General features: G+C 52.8%; 18 protein-coding genes. 9 read left to right on the plus strand and 9 right to left on the minus strand.

Annotated features, from left to right (window positions below; genetic code table 11):
* Positions 1–14: 14 nt before the first annotated feature.
* Genes AC5E51_RS15305 through AC5E51_RS15325 form a run of 5 tightly spaced genes read right to left on the minus strand, consistent with a single transcriptional unit; the run spans position 15 to position 5,930 of the window.
* On the minus strand, positions 15–920 hold the full coding sequence (locus AC5E51_RS15305) for an FAD:protein FMN transferase (protein ID WP_301388262.1): 906 nt from the start codon (positions 918–920) through the stop codon (positions 15–17).
* Complete coding sequence (locus tag AC5E51_RS15310; RefSeq protein ID WP_301388260.1) at positions 901–2,073, minus strand: DUF3570 domain-containing protein; 1,173 nt, start codon at positions 2,071–2,073, stop codon at positions 901–903. The genes AC5E51_RS15305 and AC5E51_RS15310 overlap by 20 nt, the downstream gene beginning before the upstream one ends.
* Positions 2,073–2,291 carry a DUF4266 domain-containing protein gene (locus tag AC5E51_RS15315; protein ID WP_488046637.1) on the minus strand — a complete coding sequence of 73 codons (219 nt, stop codon included), beginning with the start codon at positions 2,289–2,291 and terminating at the stop codon, positions 2,073–2,075. The genes AC5E51_RS15310 and AC5E51_RS15315 overlap by 1 nt, the downstream gene beginning before the upstream one ends.
* The gene (locus AC5E51_RS15320) at positions 2,288–3,640 is read right to left on the minus strand and encodes a DUF1501 domain-containing protein (RefSeq protein ID WP_301377736.1); all 1,353 of its coding nucleotides are present in this window, start codon (positions 3,638–3,640) and stop codon (positions 2,288–2,290) included. The genes AC5E51_RS15315 and AC5E51_RS15320 overlap by 4 nt, the downstream gene beginning before the upstream one ends.
* A gap of 10 nt (positions 3,641–3,650) precedes the next feature.
* Positions 3,651–5,930: a c-type cytochrome gene (locus tag AC5E51_RS15325; RefSeq protein WP_491778782.1), complete on the minus strand. Its 2,280-nt coding sequence runs from the start codon at positions 5,928–5,930 to the stop codon at positions 3,651–3,653.
* A 277-nt stretch (positions 5,931–6,207) separates the two neighbouring features.
* Here AC5E51_RS15325 and AC5E51_RS15330 point away from each other — a divergent pair, with 277 nt between their 5' ends.
* Entirely contained in the window at positions 6,208–7,359 is a 1,152-nt protein-coding gene (locus AC5E51_RS15330) for a YbfB/YjiJ family MFS transporter (RefSeq protein ID WP_301377740.1), read from the plus strand.
* On the opposite strand, the gene AC5E51_RS15335 is transcribed toward AC5E51_RS15330, so the two are convergent.
* The 4 genes from AC5E51_RS15335 to AC5E51_RS15350 form a co-directional block, all read right to left on the minus strand.
* Positions 7,321–7,623, minus strand: coding sequence for a helix-turn-helix transcriptional regulator (locus AC5E51_RS15335; RefSeq protein WP_491778783.1), 303 nt, complete (start codon positions 7,621–7,623; stop codon positions 7,321–7,323). The genes AC5E51_RS15330 and AC5E51_RS15335 overlap by 39 nt on opposite strands.
* Before the next feature lie 13 nt (positions 7,624–7,636).
* On the minus strand, positions 7,637–8,986 hold the full coding sequence (locus tag AC5E51_RS15340; RefSeq protein WP_491778784.1) for a type II toxin-antitoxin system HipA family toxin: 1,350 nt from the start codon (positions 8,984–8,986) through the stop codon (positions 7,637–7,639).
* A 366-nt stretch (positions 8,987–9,352) separates the two neighbouring features.
* The gene (gene mnmG / locus AC5E51_RS15345) at positions 9,353–11,251 is read right to left on the minus strand and encodes a tRNA uridine-5-carboxymethylaminomethyl(34) synthesis enzyme MnmG (protein ID WP_491778785.1); all 1,899 of its coding nucleotides are present in this window, start codon (positions 11,249–11,251) and stop codon (positions 9,353–9,355) included.
* A gap of 351 nt (positions 11,252–11,602) precedes the next feature.
* Positions 11,603–12,451 (minus strand): hypothetical protein, encoded by an 849-nt coding sequence (locus AC5E51_RS15350; protein ID WP_297533653.1) that lies wholly within the window; start codon positions 12,449–12,451, stop codon positions 11,603–11,605.
* A gap of 85 nt (positions 12,452–12,536) precedes the next feature.
* Here AC5E51_RS15350 and AC5E51_RS15355 point away from each other — a divergent pair, with 85 nt between their 5' ends.
* The 8 genes from AC5E51_RS15355 to AC5E51_RS15390 all read left to right on the plus strand — a co-directional run.
* The gene (locus tag AC5E51_RS15355) at positions 12,537–13,085 is read left to right on the plus strand and encodes a TetR/AcrR family transcriptional regulator (RefSeq protein ID WP_297533654.1); all 549 of its coding nucleotides are present in this window, start codon (positions 12,537–12,539) and stop codon (positions 13,083–13,085) included.
* Positions 13,086–13,235: 150 nt separating this feature from the next.
* Positions 13,236–14,078 (plus strand): metal-dependent hydrolase, encoded by an 843-nt coding sequence (locus AC5E51_RS15360; RefSeq protein WP_297533655.1) that lies wholly within the window; start codon positions 13,236–13,238, stop codon positions 14,076–14,078.
* Positions 14,079–14,082: 4 nt separating this feature from the next.
* The gene (locus AC5E51_RS15365) at positions 14,083–14,934 is read left to right on the plus strand and encodes a metal-dependent hydrolase (RefSeq protein ID WP_068441939.1); all 852 of its coding nucleotides are present in this window, start codon (positions 14,083–14,085) and stop codon (positions 14,932–14,934) included.
* Positions 14,935–15,067: 133 nt separating this feature from the next.
* A complete protein-coding gene (locus AC5E51_RS15370; protein WP_491778786.1) occupies positions 15,068–16,996 on the plus strand; it encodes a hypothetical protein in 1,929 nt (642 codons plus the stop codon).
* A complete protein-coding gene (locus AC5E51_RS15375) occupies positions 16,993–17,526 on the plus strand; it encodes a hypothetical protein (RefSeq protein ID WP_491778787.1) in 534 nt (177 codons plus the stop codon). Before AC5E51_RS15370 ends, AC5E51_RS15375 begins: the two co-directional genes overlap by 4 nt.
* 9 nt (positions 17,527–17,535) lie before the next feature.
* A complete protein-coding gene (locus AC5E51_RS15380) occupies positions 17,536–18,069 on the plus strand; it encodes a hypothetical protein (RefSeq protein WP_491778788.1) in 534 nt (177 codons plus the stop codon).
* 27 nt (positions 18,070–18,096) lie between these two features.
* The gene (locus AC5E51_RS15385; RefSeq protein WP_491778789.1) at positions 18,097–18,354 is read left to right on the plus strand and encodes a hypothetical protein; all 258 of its coding nucleotides are present in this window, start codon (positions 18,097–18,099) and stop codon (positions 18,352–18,354) included.
* A gap of 146 nt (positions 18,355–18,500) precedes the next feature.
* Positions 18,501–18,727: hypothetical protein (locus tag AC5E51_RS15390; protein WP_491778790.1), on the plus strand; the 227-nt coding region annotated here is incomplete at its 3' end.

Consider the following 18,727-nt stretch of genomic DNA (forward strand, 5'->3'; position numbering starts at 1 on the left):
GAGTTTATCACAGGTTAACGGTCAGTCAGACTGAGCAATGATAAATCGGGCCGAATAAGCAGAGCGTTGACCGCCTGCGATCGCAGCCAGCCTTCGCCCGATGCCTGTTTCAGCATGGCAATCGTCGAAAGCGTGCCCGCCAGCAGGCAGGACGGCGCAACCACAGTCACAGATGCCCAGTAATCCACCGGAAACCCACTTTCAGGATTAAGAAGGTGACAATAGCGCTTGCCGTCTTTTTCGAAGAAGCGCTCGTAGTCGCCGCTGCTGGCCATACCGCCCTGGTATACGGGCAAAGATGCGATCGCGCTTTCCGTGTCGCGCGGATTACGGACACCCAACTGCCAGGGGCTGCCGTCTTCATGCGGCCCGAGAACGCAAAGATCGCCACCCAGATCGACCACACCGCGGTTAATGCCCGCCTGACGAGCGATCGCGGCTGCGGCATCGACTGCGTACTCTTTGCCTATACCGCCCAGATCCAGCTCCATATCAGGCGGCATCGTCAGGTGCGCCTCTGATATTTCAACGCGGCTGAGTCCGATCCGGGGGAGTAACCGCGCCAGCGTGACCTCTGAAGGTAACTGCCCTGCGCGGAAATCCCAGGCCTGACGCAGAACGCCAGAAGAAATATCAAACAGGCCATCACTCTGCTCAAAGCAGGCACAGGCATAGTTAATCAACCAGAGCGTTTCGTTATCCAGGCCCACTTTCTGACCTGCGCGCTGGTTAATATCAGAAAGAACGCTGTCATCACGATAGCGACTGTATTTCGCTTCGATACGACGGACCTCTGCCTCCATGGCGTTGATCACATCAGTTGGTGTGCCGGCCGGGAGATGGAAGCAGCAGGGCGACGCCATGGCACGAAACTCATGTGCCAGATAGGTCACTCTGGCGTCAGAGTGTTTTGTACTCAATCCCAAGGCTCACTATTGAATAGTCCACCAGCGCCGGCGCTTCGTCGTCAGGCGTCTGCAGCAACATCATATCTTCGGATGACATGTATTGCTGAATGTCGCCACTGATTTGCCAGCGCCCATAACCCGCACTCGCTGTAAGACCGACGTTAAATGCGCCGTAGGAAGACAATCGATAATCCGAACTACTGTATTCACCGGCTTCAGCGGGCGTCAGCCGATAAAAACTGGCCTGCGTTTGCCGGTAGTAGCGTAACGAAGGGGTCAGTTTAAAACTAAATCGCCCAGCGTTCAGTGCCTGCGCCCAGCGGGTTTCCAGCGTGTTGGAATAAATGCCCCAGCTGTCGGTATAAAAGCGATAATCAAGATGCAAAGCAGCTCCGCCACCCACCGCAAAATAGTGACGCGCCCGCGCATCAATCAGATACTGAGAGCGCTCACCCGGGCGATGGTCGTCCAACTTATAAGGATCAGACAGATATCCGGAGAGTCGGGTGAATCCAGCGCCAATCTGTAAAGCCAGATTCTTGTTGATCACCTGAGAGACGCCCTCGTAGAGAGAAACGCTACGTTTCACCCGGCCATCGGCTCTGCGTCTGGCTTCTGACAGAAACTCGTCGGTCGGTGCCAGTACGTCATACGACAAGGTCAGCGAACCCATCAGAGTCGTGTGTTTATTCATCAGATTGAGGGAGCCTTCAGCACCAACGGCCACCGAGTCATAGTCATTCTCGGTCGAGATCGCCAGTAAGCCCCCCAGGGTGCCATCAACACTATCTTCGAAGTAGCGGGTAGGAGCGAGCTTCAGGTCAATCCTACTCTCATCAATGCTGGCACCGCTCATCAACACAGCACTCTGGCCTTCCGAGTTTTTGTAGGTCTGCATAGGTGATGCGCCTGACATCGTTTCGTACTGCAGCTCGCTGTTCAGATACCATTGACCAGCTAATGGCCGGCGATAGCCGAGCTGGTGAATATCAATACTGTACCGCGCCGTTTCATCAGAAAAGGTTCGCGACTCAGGTATATCGGCTTCCTGATACTGGCTGAACCGATAACTTACTGCCTGCTCTGTAGGTACTGGCTCGGCCTGTCCTGCAAGTGGCGCCGCTGCCGCTGCCAGGGCCGCCAGAGAATTCATAGTTTTCTTCATCAGTTACAGCCGCAGCCGCCTCCTGCCGCTGCGCCCCCGCCGGACGAGCCTTCCTTAGAATGGTGAATGTGATTATCGAGTGAGGCTTTCAGCGGGTCGGCATCCCAAGCCATCACATCGTGCGCGAGGCGCCCGCGATCCCAGGGCTCAACGGTAGAGCAGCCTGAAAGAACAGGTAACAACACAGACAGCAGACCTGTAAACAACAGCGGCTTCATCCAAATATCCTGAAGTCAGGTACGTTAAGTGGGTAATTGTCAGCCAGCGAGGAGCTGCCCACGCCCATCAGATTTCGTATGGCACGGTTAACATGCTGCGGCGTGAGAATCTCGCCTGCGGCATCCGGCTGTCCCGTCGTAAGGTTTACCGGCTGAGACAAAAATTCGGTGGTTGATGCACCAAACACCCGGCCGCCGCTCGATTCAGGCCGCAGAACCAGCATACTGGTCACTGGCCAATGATCCTTACCGTTACCTGAGTTGTAGTAGGGCGTTCGTCCAAAGTCAGAACCGACAACAACCGTTGTACGATCGGCAATACCGGCGTACTGCAATGCCACCATCATAAAGTGAATACCTTCGAGCAGGTCACCAAGGTCCGGGTAGGCGTTGGCATCGTGGTTTCCGTGCGTATCAAAGCCACCAAAGTTCAGGTTGGCACTGGCAGTCAGACCCGCAGCCATTGAGGCAACGACCACCTCGGCCTGGCTCTTAAGACTGTTGGCACGATTGGTATTCCAGTGATCATCGCGCAGGACATTCGCCTGAAGATCATCCAGACGCACCGTCAGCTCACCGAGATTGCTGTCAGTATTACGGATACCAAACAGCTGCTGTAGCTGTTTACGTCGTAATGGCAGTGGCTCGCTATCCAGCTGACGCTGTATGCGTGCCCGCTGTGCTGCCTCAATATGGGAATACTGATCCACCCCACGGTTAGCAGTACGGAAGTGAAAGCCGCGGTCATCGTAGTAGCTGTTCGGGTCAGCAACTTCACTGACAAACCCGGCGCTACTGGCACGGGCTCGTGCAACCAGTGAGTCTGTAAAGTCATACCCACCGTTACTGATATAAGCCATCGGCAGCGTCGGTGCGACCGATGCCGCGAAATACGCGGCCAGGCTGGGGTAGCCGGTCTCATCGTTACCCGACCAGACGAAACGGTTGCCCGTATCGTGATTGTTGGTACCGGTATCGATGCCGTTAATCACCGTCAGCTTATCGCCATGCGTGGTGAAAAAATCGTCGAACTGATCATTGATGCGCTGACGCACCAGTTCATCATTAGAGACCCCTTCAGGAATGGCGCTCCACTGAATATTCCCGAAGGTTTTATTACTGTCGAGATCAACCGAATTGGTTGAGCCTTCGTAGCGGTCTGAGCGATCCTGATAGGCTTGATTAAGCCCCTTGGGGTCGCATATCGATGTCGGGTCCCAGCCACCGCTGGCATTCACCACAATCAGAAAACGATCAGGCGCCGCCGCCTGTACTTTGGGTGCCCACAAAGGTGCCTGTGCAGTCAGGCCCGCGGCCGCCATCATCTGCAGAAAATTACGACGTTTCATAGCGGCCTCCTTATTCGTACACGAAACGGTAGTCAGACATGAGATAGGTCAGCACCGCCATCCAGGCACGGATGCTGTAGTGCTCATCCTGCTCAATGCGTTCTTCTGATGGCAGGTCGCCATCTGTACGCCCGTCAGCCTGACGAAGCCAACGCGCCCGACACTCCCATTCAAGCCAGTCACTCGGTTGCGGATCATACTGCTCCCGGTTGGCCAGCATGGCCTGACCTTCATTCAGTACCGCCAGGAACAGGTCGTAAGTCGCCTGTTCTTCAATACTTCCCGCACTGATGTCTTCACCCAGAAGAACCCAATGCAGGTAGCGGATGTTTTCTTTGATGCGATCAACGGCTGAGGGGTTAGCCACTCCTTCAAGGTCGAAAGGCAGCGTCTCAATTTCTACATGCGGAAAGAGACGGCGTTGCGAGGACGCATTAAGGAAATCATACGCCGTTGAGCGGCACGCCATCTCGGTCGCCATACGATTCTGAATCGCGATAATCAGGCCGCCCGGCTCACGAATCCGCTCCGTCACGCTGTCCGAGTCCATACCACCGTACATAATGCGGTTGTCTTCCCAGCGCAGTTCGTCCCAGCCAAAACCAAAGATCGCCTGCAATTTGGTCTGCATCTGTTCCGGACTGATGAACTGACTGGCACCAATATGATCGTTCACCGCCAGCTCTTCCGCATTAACGCTCGCGGCACGGTAGTAAGGGCTCATGATCAGGGCTTTTACTGCGGCCTTGATATCCCAACCATCCGCGACCATGGCATCCGCCACACTATTGAGAATGGCGCGCTGACTGTTATACGCCAGCTTTTCATCGTCGGACGCATCGGCCGACGGTGCGGGGAGCACCTCCTGGCCAATCATGCCTTCATAGAGCGTGCGTACCGTTGCGCGGGCAAATCTGGGATCGGCTGCAATCTCATTGCCCAGCCATTGCAGTAAAGTGCGGAACTGGCCTTCTGACCCTGAGAGTGGTGCCTGTTTGCCACCCAGCCCCGGTGGCTCAATATCCGAACCATCCCAGTCATTCACCGAAGAGCTGCCCGTTACGATATATCGACCACGGTCTGTCCAATGCTGGAATGAAGAAGACACGGGGTCCATGACCTGATGGCAGGCGTAACACGCCGGATCGAGGAGAGTCGGGTTGCTGACACCAGAACCAATACCGTCCTCAGGGCGATCCCCCTCGATGGCCAGAATGTCGGTATCAAGGAAGTAATCGAACACGATACGCGCGCGATGACGGTTTCGGTTGGTTCGCGTCGTCGGGTAGCGGTTCAGAAACATTGGAGAGGTGAGAACACCGGCATGAGGAATCCCCCCTAACTCGTACTCAAGCTGCTTTGTGACACGGGCAGGGCGGAAGTCACTCGGGTCATAGTAAATCTGCACGCCATCTTCATCACACACGGGCTCAGCCAGCTGACGGAATTCGCCGGACTCAACCAGCTCTGCTTCATACACCTGCTGACTGTACCAGTTCACCATCATGAAATCGGCGGTCATATAGAGAGTATGAGGAAGGTCATTCATCGCTGCGTATCGGATAAGCTCCAGAGGTTCGCGAGCCACGGAATCGTTGGTCACATTGCGCACGCAGCGACGGATACTGCTCTGCTCGTCCGCGGCATACACATCGTTGTACCATTTACGGTTCGGGTAATCGTCGCTGTCGAGCAGGTTGATGCCGCCTTCATTCAGATTACTGGAAAGGTACTTGTCAGTGAGAAGCTGCTCATTAAAAAAGCCCATCAGGTTGTCGTAAAAACCAGGCTCCAGCTGCATAGCGTCTAACGAGGTACTGAGACCGGTATCTGCACTCTCTGCAACCTGAGCTAACTCAGTTCCAGTAGGCAAACGCCCCACCAACTGAAGTGATGCTTTGCGCAAAGTCAGTGCAGCAGACTGGTTTTCCACACCCTGAATGGTGGCCAGCGCATCCGCGAGATTCTGGCCATTGAAAGCGTACAGGATGTATTCGGCGGTGTCCGAAGCACAGTCATCGACGCACGCTTCGACATCACCAATAGGCATCGTACGGCTGATTTCATCCGTTAACACCGAAAAAGAAGAGCAGGTCGCGCAGCCGACCAGAGAGGGGCCGACAGAGGTACCGTTACCATCCAGCCCGTGACAGGACGCACACATCTGCTGATAGTGTGCATGCCCGGCGGCGTTGTAGCCATCATCGGCAAGTTCACCGCTGTAGTTTTTATCGCACCCGGCCAGCCAGAGAATCGCCACCCCGACTGCCAATAATTTTAGGAGATTCATATCGTGTTCCGCGAGGCGTGCGCCCAGTTCCTGTTAACCGCCCGATGTTATAGCAGTGGCCCTGCCGAAAAAATGTGACCCGCTACGAAAAACCCTGTTTAGCACAGGGATACTTACTCTCCGATGACACAAATGCGCCAATCGCATCGATATGCCGTAATCCTGAGACGAATTACGCCGCTGGTAAGTTGAATAATGAACACTGTGTTCATCCAAAGTCGGGATGCTCAGCCCAGGGCGCATCTATATACTGTCGGCCTTAGTAATGAGGACCGCCATGTCAGCCCGCAGCCCCTTCTGGCCTCTTGTCGCCGCCGCCACCACCCTGATCGTCGTTCATGGGTTTGGTCGTTTTATTTATACCCCTTTGATCCCACTGTTAGTAAGTGATGGTTTACTTACTCTTCAGCAGGCAGCACAGCTGGCTACCTGGAACTATGTCGGCTACCTCGCGGGCGCCATGGTCGCACTTTTTGCGTATCAGAGTGGTTGGGGACGGAGCGCCCTGCTTACCGGCGTGCTCGGCAACGCAGTCATTACACTGCTGCAGGTCGGCGGCGATTACTTCCCATATATGGCGGGCCTCCGCCTCTTCAACGGCATCACTAACGGAATTGTTTTTGTACTCGCGCCGGCACTGGTGCTGGAATGGCTGGCGGTGCGCAACAAGGCGACGTTAAGTGGTCTCATGTACCTGGGTGTTGGCGCAGGCCTGTTGCTCAGTAACCAGATCGTTGAAAGTACCGCTATCTGGCTACAAGGCAACGACCGCTGGATACCCGCCGCGATGATCAGTATTCCGCTGGCGCTCTGGTCCGGTATTTACCTGTTCCGCCTCAGCTCAGGCGATGCACCTGTCAGCCGCGATGATCACTCTGCTTTATGGGATAAACAGAGTACGCCATTGTTTTTATCCTACTTTGGTGCGGGTCTGGGCTACATATTACCGATGACCTTCCTGCCTGCGGTTGCTCAGGAGTGGAGTATCGACGTGACGCCCAGCCCCTGGCTGATCGCCGCGATCGCATCCGTGCCATCGATCTTTATCTGGAATTCTCTGGGCAATCGCCTGGGCGACCGTAACGCCCTGATCCTCAATTACGCAGTTCAGGCCGCGTCGATTATGGCGATTTTTATCCTGCCTGCGAGTGAAATGGGCCTCTGGCTATGTGCCGCACTAATGGGAGGCAGCTTCCTCGGCGCCGTCTTCCTGACCCAACGACTGGCCCGCGCAATGCACCCACATCAGGGGCCACGATTGAGCGCCGCCCTGATTGCACTGTATGGCGTGGCCCAGCTGCTCGGGCCTATCGTTGCCGAGGCGGGGATTCATATGGGGGCGACGCTGTCATCGACCTTTATCTGGGGCCTTGGCGCCTGCGTGTGGGCATTATTGCTTATGCTCAGAGTTCCGGTGCAGCCTCGCTAACCCCAACTGCAGCCCAAACAGTTTCAATAATTGGTTAACCGTCTGAATCGTCGGATTGGCTTCATCTGACTCGATCGCAACAAGGGTACGCCTGGAAAGACCACAGAGCTTCGCGAATTCTGCTTGATTCTGCTTTGCAATATTGCGGCGCAGTACCCGTATTGCGCCGCCCAGCGACAATTCACCAGAACCAACCGAGGCTTCAACCCAGGTCAGAACCTCTGTACGCGACATCGTTTTAAAATCGGGAATATTTTTTGTCATGACAAAGAAGTTCTCATAGCAATCCCCAGCGCTTCAGGCGGTCAGGCACCGCATTCAGATTGAGGGCGTGTCGCTCAATGTTCATCACCTCTGCAGGCACTCCTGATTCACTGGCATACACAGGCAAATCGAAGAGTGTTAAGGCAAAATCTCGCAAACCAGCCCATAATCGTGCTGCATTGAGGTTGGTTGCAGCGGCTGCTTCGTCGCAGATTTCCCGCCAGCGAAAGTTACCACCCACTTCATTGTCCACATGCCAACGGCTGGTACGGGTAATACCTGCTTCATCCAGTACCATAGGCGCAAGGTCGTATACCGGAGCAAGGTAAACCCCGGAATTCTGCCGTAACACAGACGTATTACGACCGTGGTTATCACTATTGCCCAAAACCACGTTCAGCAGGTCTCTGCGCAGGTATTCCTGCACCATGCTCTCTACTTCATCGGTCTGATCGTACTCATTCCACAGATGCGCAAGCTGCTTCAGATAGGTCGAGTGCATCACTGTCGCACCCGGTTCTATTACGCCGGCGATAGAATAAAGAGATTCAACCGCAAATCTTTCCATTCCATCATGGCCCACAACCCGATCAAATCTCGGCATCCACAGGCTCGCTGTTTTGCTCTGGAGTCGGCCCGATTCAATATGTAACGCCGACGAGATAGCATCGAGTCCTAACCGCCCGGCAACTTGATAGTAGGCATGCTCAGTTTCCAGAATCAGGCGGTCGCTTTCCAGAGAATTTCCCTGCCTTGAACTGCGGCGTGGGAATTTCACCAAAAAATGCTCGCGAGCCTGTTTATCCGGCAGTGAGCCATCCGGGTAATAAAGACCGTCACTACCGAGAATCAGCTGATATTTAGGCGCATCGCCGCCAGCTCCCGTTGCTCCACCAACCGCAGCTCCCTGCAACCGGGCGTAATCAAGAAACTCTGTTGCCTGCTCAAGCACTTCAGACATAGGAAAACCGATCACCTGAAAATCAGAGGTGTCAGTCACGCTCTCTTTAATGCGCAGATTGCCGACAGGGGCCCGCGTACAGTTAGCCAATAACTGAAAATCATATCTGGGCTGTTGGATATCCGGCAGGTTAAGCTGCTGGCCCCAGTAACGGCGGGCGGCTCCCATGGGCATAATATCCAGCAGAAACGCAGGCCAACGGGATGTCTCATGCGGGAAGAAATCGAGAGGAAAACGGGCACTCACCAGCGCAGCAGGGTTTCCCTGAAATCGTGCAACATACCCGGCGTCGTACTCCAGCGTAACCGCACCATGACGGCCGGCCTCCGGATCACGAAAATAGAGTTCACACGCATCCTGCCATGCACCACTCAGATAGATCTGAACTGTTAGTTGCAACATTTTTCACCTATCCACAATGGGCATGATAATGCACTATTAATACAGAACTAGCATAAAATGTGCAATATATAACCCATTTAATCCATTGCAGGCAGATAATGTGAATTATAGTGCACACTACACTTATACACTATGTCATCCCAACAGGTTGTCCTCCCCGTACGTAGGAGAAGACTTCGAAACTGATCAACGAAACAGCTGAATCGCAGACGCATCCTGATGCTCCGCGATCCAAGTATCATAAGTCGCGTGAAGGGGTTAATCCACATAGCAACGCCGGTGTTAACCGACCTGCTGGAATCGCAGGCAGGTAATACCGGAGAGTGATACAGAAAAGAGATACAGAAGAGCAAGACAAGCGCCCGGTCAGGCGCTCATTTTGCCTGCGAGATTACGCTTCTTCAGGTGAATCAGAATCTGGCTGATGGCTGCAGGCGTGATGCCCGAGATGCGTGAAGCCACGCCCAGGGTAGCGGGGCGCACGGTCGCCAGCTTCTGCTTCACTTCGTTCGAGAGGCCACCGATAGCTTCATAGTCGAGGTCTTCTGGCAGCAGGGTGTTTTCGTAGCGACGCAGCTGCTCGATTTCTTCCATCTGTCGGTTGATATAGCCGTCGTATTTGGCCTGAATCTCAACCTGTTCTGCGACCTGAGGATCAGCAACGGCGTCACCCTTGAGCGGCGCGACCTGTGAGTAAGTCAGACCCGGGCGCTTGAGCAGGTCATGCAGGTTATATTCGCGGGTGATGGCCGCTTCGCCCATGCCTTCCAGCGCGGTCGCTTCTTCTGTTTTGGGCTGAACCCAGGTGGTTTTCAAACGCTGGGCTTCGGTTTCGATGGCTTCACGCTTGGCAGTGAACGCCGCCCAGCGATCATCATCCACAAGGCCAAGGTCACGGCCCACCTCGGTAAGGCGCAGATCCGCATTATCTTCGCGCAGCACCAGTCGATATTCAGCACGTGAGGTGAACATGCGGTACGGCTCTTTGGTGCCCATGGTGATCAGATCATCCACAAGCACACCGATATACGACTGATCGCGACGCGGTACCCAGGCGTCTTTCTCGAGCGCTCGCAGGGCCGCATTAGCACCGGCCAGCAAGCCTTGAGCACCGGCCTCTTCATAACCCGTGGTGCCGTTAATCTGGCCCGCAAAATAGAGGTTATTCACAAACTTGGTTTCGAGGCTGTGTTTGAGATCCTGAGGGTCGAAATAATCGTACTCTATGGCGTAGCCCGGGCGGGTAATGTGCGCATTCTCGAAGCCCGCCATGCTGTGGATAAGATCCAGCTGCACGTCAAAGGGCAGCGACGTCGAGATACCATTCGGGTACAGCTCATTGCTGTTCAGGCCTTCGGGCTCAACAAAAATCTGATGGCTGGTTTTATCCGCAAAGCGCGTGACTTTATCTTCAATCGACGGGCAGTAACGCGGGCCGACGCCTTCAATCACGCCCGCAAACATAGGCGAGCGGTCCAGGTTAGCTCGGATAATATCGTGAGTGCGCTCGTTGGTGTGCGTGATGTAGCAGCTCACCTGTTCTGGGTGTTCATCCACAGAGCCCATAAAAGACATCACAGGCAGCGGAGTATCGCCCGGCTGCTCCTGCATCACCGAGAAATCCACAGAACGACGATCAATCCGCGCAGGCGTCCCGGTTTTCAGGCGCCCCACATTAAATGGCATTTCGCGCAGACGTTTTGCCAGCGCAATCGCGGGCGGATCACCGGCACGGCCACCTGAGTGGTTTTCCATACCAATGTGGATAAGTCCGCCAAGGAAGGTACCCGCGGTCAGAACAACGCTGGTCGCATGAATGCGCATATTGGTATTTGTGACCACACCCGCCACGGTAGAACCCACACCGTCACCCTGCATAATCAGGTCGTCACAGGCGGCCTGAAAGATATCGAGGTTCGGCTGGTTTTCCACAATGCTGCGGATCGCGCTGCGATACAGTGCGCGGTCAGCCTGGGCACGAGTAGCTCGCACAGCCGGGCCTTTGCGGCTGTTAAGTGTACGGAACTGAATACCGGCTTTGTCGGTAGCACGCGCCATGGCACCGCCCAGTGCATCAATTTCTTTCACCAGGTGGCTTTTGCCGATGCCGCCAATGGCTGGGTTGCAGGACATCACACCCACGGTGTCTGTGTTATGCGTCAGCAGCAGTGTCTTCGCGCCGGTACGGGCCGACGCCAACGCCGCCTCGGTTCCGGCGTGTCCACCACCAACAACAATCACGTCATAACGAACGGGATAATCCACAACTCACCTCAGTTCCGGTTCATGGGCAGGCGCTTAAGCCCACCCAATATAAAAAGGGCGCGTATTGTAGCACCCGGGAACTCAACCTGATAGCCAGTGTTTGAATTTTGTACAGATGGTTTATACACAACCATTTTCAGTCATGTATAAACAGGGATAGTTTTTTCCACAAGGGTGGCACAAATGGAAAGAAGTCAGTAATTACCGGGACTCAGGATGTGGATAACCCTGTACATTAATGTGGATATTTATTGAGTGACCTATCAGCTTTTTAGGTTATCCAGAAACTTAAACATGTTTTCCTGAAATTTTATTCAGGTTTTCTACAGAGTTATTCACAGAGATTTGGAGTTATTCTGTCGCTTCTGCGGTCTCGTCTGTTGTTTCATCCGTCGTCGTATCTGTGGCTGTATCTGTTGTGGCCGTTGCCGAGGTGTAGCGCGCATAAAGAAGCTCTTCTTCTTTGCGTATGAACAACTCCAGCTCGCCATTGGCGTTAACCGAGGCATAGCCCGGCGCGTTGGTGACGTTAAAACCGGGACAATTCTTACGCTCTGACAACTGAACGGTATAAAGGTTGACCTCTTCATTGAGAATCCGGATCGTCCCACGTGTCGTGCAACCGGTTGCCGGGGTCGCAACACTGACCTCACGGAATGAGAGCTCGTCGCCTACCTCGGTGAGATAAAGTTCGTAGCCCGTCGACATCCACTTGCCACGCAAGGTCGCCAGCCGCGAGTTCGTATCCCAGGTACCGTCGTTACTCAGGGTAAAGCCGCCCGGAGCCGTGTCACTGTCGTAGTCACCAACGAGCGTGTCATCGGTTGTCGTCGTCGGATAAAGCAGGCCTGAGAGGGTGAAATCTTCCGGCGCGCCCCCTGCAACAAACTGGTTCGCTGCAGTGTCACTGGTGGTGTAGGAGTAACCACTCAAGGTCATTGTCGCTGTAGCACTATCGTTATCGAGTGCCACTGTGCCGTAAAATGCGATGGTTTCATCAAAGCCGAACACATTGCCGTTATACATCAGCATCCTCAATGCCCCGGCCTGATCAAGCTGACCATTCCACAAACCGTTCAGCCTCAATGTCGGATCAGAGACGCTATCGCCCTGATCGTTAACAATGTCGTCCGATTCCTCTTCCTCCAGGCAGCCAGTCGCAAACAGAGGTAGCAGTATGAAAATAAGCACGCGTAACATGGTCAGTCCTGATCGAGTCAATCTCACCAAAGCTTAGTTCATCTGCCGGATTTTTCCGGTAAAGAACGGGAGACAGGGAGGCACCATGTCCGAGACGCGCGCCCAGCTGAAACATATCGCTATCGACCAGATTCAACAGGCGAATCTGGCGGCAGCCAGCTTTCGTGAACTCGGCAAGGCAGCGGGCATCAAGTCCAGCTCTGTGCACTACCACTTTCAGAGCCGCGAGCGACTCCTCACTGAGCTACTGCAGGATTACGACCTCAAGTTCTTCAGCGAATTGGATGCTGCCACTGCAAGTACGCATCGCCCGCGCCAGCGTCTGGGCGCACTGATAGACGTGTTCGAGAGCTATCATAAACACCGTCGCCAATGCATGAGCCTGGCCTACGCCGCGTCACCTCATGAGCTCAGCGACGCCAGCCTTGGCGCTGTGAATACCTTCCTGGAGCACATGGAGCGCTGGGTCGAAGACGCCCTGCAGAAAGCCAGCCTGTTGCCCATCCCAAAAGACGAGCTCGCCTGCGTTATCGTTTCAGCACTCGAGGGCTCACTACTCTTCGACCGCCTGAGTGATAATCCACGACACCTCCACGCTGCACGCAGCTGGATTGCCTCACTCAGCAGCTACTGACTCTTTCTGGCACTTTTCGTGGCCCGAAACGACACATAAAACAGGGCAACTTTGTCCGAAGTCCACCTGTCACAAGCCTTATACAGCGACTATCGTGGTTAACAAATGCACAGATAATCACTGAGCTAACCGCAGTAAGGCAGGTAAATCATGACTAAGACAGCACGCGAAATCAGCGCTGATATTGAGTTTCCTGGCCGCAAAATGGACTTTGGCTTCGACTTTAAAGACTTGCCTCGTTACTGGAACGATAACGACGCATTCAAAACGCATTTTATGAACGCGCTGTCCTGTCTGTTTCTGGAAGGCGAGCGTATGTTCATCGATGCGGTGCGCGACAGCCAGCATCTCGTCAAAGATGAAAAGCTCCTGTCTCAGGTGAAAAGCTTCATCAAACAAGAAGCCATTCACGGACATGAGCACCACAAATTCAGTGAATATCTGGACTCCATGGGCTATCCGGCGACCAAAGTGGAAGACTTTGAGCGCAAAGAGAAGAAGCTCATGCGCAAATACATGCCTGCGCGCCGTCGACTGGCGATTACCTGTGCCGTTGAGCACTTCACCGCCATTCTGGCGCATCAGGTACTGACCAATCCGGAAGCCACTGAAGGCATGGACCCACGCTTCAAAGAAATGTGGACATGGCACGCCATCGAAGAAACCGAGCACAAAGGTGTATGCTACGACGTTTACGAACAAACCGGCGGCGGCTACTGGCTGCGCGTCTTTGCCATGTTTAACGTCACCTGGATGTTCCTGCTCCGCACAGCCATTGTGCAAGGCATCTTCCTGTGGAAAGACGGCAAGCTGTTTAAACCGTCTACCTGGAAATCAGGCTTCAACTTCTTCTGGAAGAAGCCCGGGCTGATCCCGAGCATCTGGAGCGACTACAAAGATTACTACCGCCGCGACTTTCACCCATGGGATCACGACAACCGTGAGCTGCTGGGTGAATGGCAGGCGGGCCACGATAATTATAAGACTGTATAAAACTATGACTGATAAACAAGCGACCGCCCGCAATGTGAGTGCGGGCATTGAATTTCATGGCCGTAAAATGGACTTCGGATTCGAATTCGAAGATCTGCCGCGTTACTGGTTCGGCAATGACGCCTTTAAAAGCACCCTGATGAACGCGCTTTCGTGCCTGTTTCTGGAGGGCGAGCGCCTGTTTATCGATGCAGTCCGTGACAACGAACACCTGGTGAAAGACGAACGCCTGCAGAAGCAGGTGAAGAATTTCATCAAACAGGAAGCGATTCACGGTCACGAGCACCATATGCTCAGCGAATACCTCGACACGCTCGGTTATCCAGCGACAAAGGTAGAGGCTCAGGAGCGCGCAGTAAGACTCTTCCTCAAAAAACACGTCCCGGCGAAAGACCGTCTGGCCATTACCTGTGCGGTAGAACACTTCACCGCCATGCTGGCGCATCAGATGCTCACCAACAATGAGCTGACCGACGAGATGGACCCTCGCATCCGTGAAATGTGGAAGTGGCACGCCATCGAAGAAACCGAGCACAAGGGCGTCTGCTTCGACGTGTATGAAGCCATTGGCGGAGGCTACTGGAAGCGGGTATTCCACATGGCCACCATCACCATGACCTTCGTTATGCGCCTCAGCACAGTACAGGCGTACTTCCTGTGGAAAGATAAGCAGCTGTTCAAATGGTCGACATGGAAATCCGCGTTCCGCTTCTACTGGAAAACGCCTGCGCTGATCCCGACCATCTGGAAAGAATACAAAGACTACTACCGTCGCGACTTCCACCCATGGGAGCACGACAACCGCGAACTGCTCGAAGGCTGGGAAGCCGAGCACGACAACTACAAAGCGGTGTAAATCAATTCGGCGGCCACCTCAAAGTGGCCGTCAATGTCTTACCTTATTTGCCTTTACCAGACACCCGTTTTAGACTCGCTGCAACCGGGCCAGAACCCGGCACCTCACATGGAAGTATGGATATCTCAGCGTCATGGCCGATTTCGAACTAGAAGACCTTCAGGGCAACCGTTACCGACTCCGACGCGGCTCAGGCCCCGGTCTGTACCACCCAGAGAACCTCTGCACGGGTGGCAACTTTGATGCCGAACGTCTGCTTGGCCACTTCAGCACAAGCAATATCGACGACAGCTTTAATCACTTCTATTTTGACGTACTGTCAAAGTTGGATGACCGTCCGTCATGCCCGCGGCAAGCGCTGACCAAAGCCATCGCGGCCAACTACCTGACGCTCGAAAAAATCGATACCGCTCGCGCAGTCGACGACGAAGTACCCGATGATCGCCCATTCCTGCGTGTGCAGATTGAAAACGCCCTGCGCCAGATCGTCGAAGGCGAACGACGCGAAGCCGCCATGCACCAGCGTCAGATGGATAAAGAATCCACCGTAATGAAAGGCCTGATCTACACAGGCGCCTTCATGACGGGCATCGGCTCATCCGCCTGGGGCCTCGCAGTACAGGTAAAAGAGCTCAGCGACGTCATCAACCCATTTAAGAAAATGGAACACCATGCCAAAGCACTTCGTGCCGCATGGGAATCGGACAACTTCGCAGACACCTACGCCGAAACTTATCTGAGCGGCGAAAAACGCGAACTCGTTGAAGCCATCGGCTTCGACCCGAGCCAGATCACCCAGCAACAGATTGACGAAGCCATCGCCATGACCGATCTGGTGCTCAACGACGAAACCCTGCGCGACATTTTATATCGCTTCGTCAAAGACTACGCCGAAGCCCAGCACGCCATCGAAATCACCGAAGTCGCAGGCTCCGGTGCCTTTGAGTTGATCCTGACCATCATCGTTGCTGCCGTCACCGGTGGTGCAGGTGTGGTTGCCGCCGTTGGCAGCAAGATGCACCTGGTGCGTAAGTTCAACAAAGTCGGTGACCTTTTAGCGGACTTTGCGAAAGCAACCAAACGCATTAAAAGCCGTAAGAAAACATTCAATGGGAAGAACACCGGCCCAGGCAAGCTGGAATCCGTCGATGGTTCGGTGAAAAAGACCGATGCGCATGGTGCGGAAGATGGAAAAGTTAGCAAGAAGCGGAGCAAAAAAGTATCACCACAAAGTCTCGCTGAAGCAGAAACTATTCTAGCGAACCGAAGAAGAGAAATCGCAGCCAGTGGTTACCAACCTAAGTACAGTGATGCTGAACTAAAAGAGATGGCTGAAACCGGAGATATTGGCAAAGAACGCTTTCAGGTACGCTTTATGGAAAGCAAATACCTCACGCACAGAGATACAAAAGATGTCCCGCTCAGTGGTGCAATGGGACAGACGATGGAGGGCAAGTCTGGTACTGGTGCAAAATATTGGTCTACCAGCTTTGATCAGCTTGAAGATGCCGACAGCGACCCAAAACTGATCTCGGAAAAACTCGGTCTGACCTACAACCCAGAAGCCGACTACGCCCTGGTGATCGTCGATACCCAGGTTGCCGCACCGATGACGGGCGTAAAAAGTGTATCTGCTACATTTAAAAACGTTGGCGAGTTTGCGAATACAGAGCTCCCGAAGAAGTTTCCGAAGGAATTCACCGACAAAGCAATGACTCCGGAGTTTCAGGCGGAGTATTCAAAGCACTACAAAGATGCTGAGGCCTCAGGAATATTTGAAGGTAAAGGTAACTGGAATTCAGATAAATTTAGTGAGCACTTGAATACTACCGACCTGAGCAGCTCAGAAAAAAGGTTGATGAAGCAAAGATTTGAGATGCACCGGACTATTGGCAATAACGAAGACTATCTCGGAAACGGTCTTACTAAAAATAATAACCCCGCTATTGATCAGGAATACGGTGCCGTAGAGACGTTGAATTTCGAACGTAATGAAGTGAATCTATCCCAATTAAAAGAGCAAAATGCTATCTCTGTAATGCCTGAGTTGAGTCGAATATGAGCTACATACAAGAATACCCACTACTACCAGCGCTGGAAGCAATTGAGCGTCATGATGCACTACCATCAAATTCAGTACATCTAGGGGGGCTTGCTATGGGAGAAAACCCAGAAGACGCAAAGATTGAGTTTATTCAGAGAGGTGCATTCTTATCGATAATAAGATGGTCAATACTGAAGTTGAAAACGGGTCCGAGATACTCCTGTCATCAGTATGATTTTCCGCTCAAAGTACTGAGTTGGTTCCCTAAAGCACTTGCTGAATTCCAACGTCCACCTTCGGATGGCGGCCTCCATGCAGGTGCGATGATCAGCAAAGATCAAGACGTAGACGGCGAGATGCTGGCCGTTGGGAGTACGACCCAAGGGTACAATATTACTAACTGGTCTCGAGACGCTGACGGTGTTGATGCTGACCCAAATTATTACGAGCCAACAACTCTCGACTTAAGTTATGAGTTGCTGAACGATTGCGGACTGCTTGAATTATGGAAAGAGCTGGGCAACAAGTATGACGCTGGTGAACTGTAGATTATCAGCGTGAGCTACGTAAAAAAATACCCACTATTACCAGCGCTGGAAAAGATTGAGCGTCATGATGTACTACCATCAAATTCAGTACATCTAGGGGGGCTTGCTATGGGGAAGAATCCAGAAGACGCAAAGATAGAGTTTATTCAGAGAGGTGCATTCTTATCGATACTAAGATGGTCAATGCTGAAATTGAAAACGGGTCCGAAGTACTCCTGTCATCAGTATGATTTCCCTCTCAAAGCACTTAGCTGGTTCCCTGAAGCACTTACTGAATTCCAACGTCCACCTGCAGATGGCGGATTACATGCTGGAGCAATGATTAGCAAGGACCAGGACGTAGATGGAGAGATGTTGGCCGTCGGCAGTACAACCCAAGGATACGTATTAAAAAATCGGTCTCGAGATGCCGACGGTGTGGATGCCGATCCGGACTATTATGAACCAACATCTTTTAGCATGACCTATGAAATGCTCAACGACCGCGGGCTGCTTAAATTATGGAAAGAGCTGGGTGATAAGTATGATATGGGGCAGCTATAATAATTAGATACTCGCAAGGTCAGTAGCATGTCAGATATAAAGAAGCTTAAGCTTGAAGCGAAGACATTGGAAAAAATGCTCTCAGCAAGTAAAAGTAGCTTTGCGGCAGACGCATATGACTCACTCAAGCCATATTTTTCAAAAATTCAAACTATGGATCATTACAAACCAATAGGAAAGGTGGGATTAATGAGGTTATTCATGGAGACCGACCTTAGCAACGATAAGAGTCTTTTGGAATGCTACGGGAGGTTTGCGAATCTAGTTGAGGGAGTAGATGTATAAAGAAAAATTTTCCGATGCCCCTGATAAAGCAAGCAAATAGCATATTTAATTTCATAGAAAGTTGCCTACATATTTCTATTATTGCACTTCCTAGAATATGCCAGATAGAATTCTATTATCATGCCTACTCTATCACAGTCAAAAACATGCCAAATACAAAAGAGCAACTCTCAGATTTAATAAAATATTGTGATTACTTCATTCAACTATTCGATGAATTTTCCCAAGTCGACGACACTCCTGAGGGAAGAATGAAGGCTCAAGTGGTTTGGCTAAAAGAAAGAGCAGAAAACAACAATCTACCTCTTCCAGTAGACAGAGTGTTCTGGTTGAATACCCCGGACACCTCAAGAAGAGATAAACTCTTCACCAA

The sequence above is a fragment of the Thalassolituus sp. genome, from assembly GCF_984348125.1.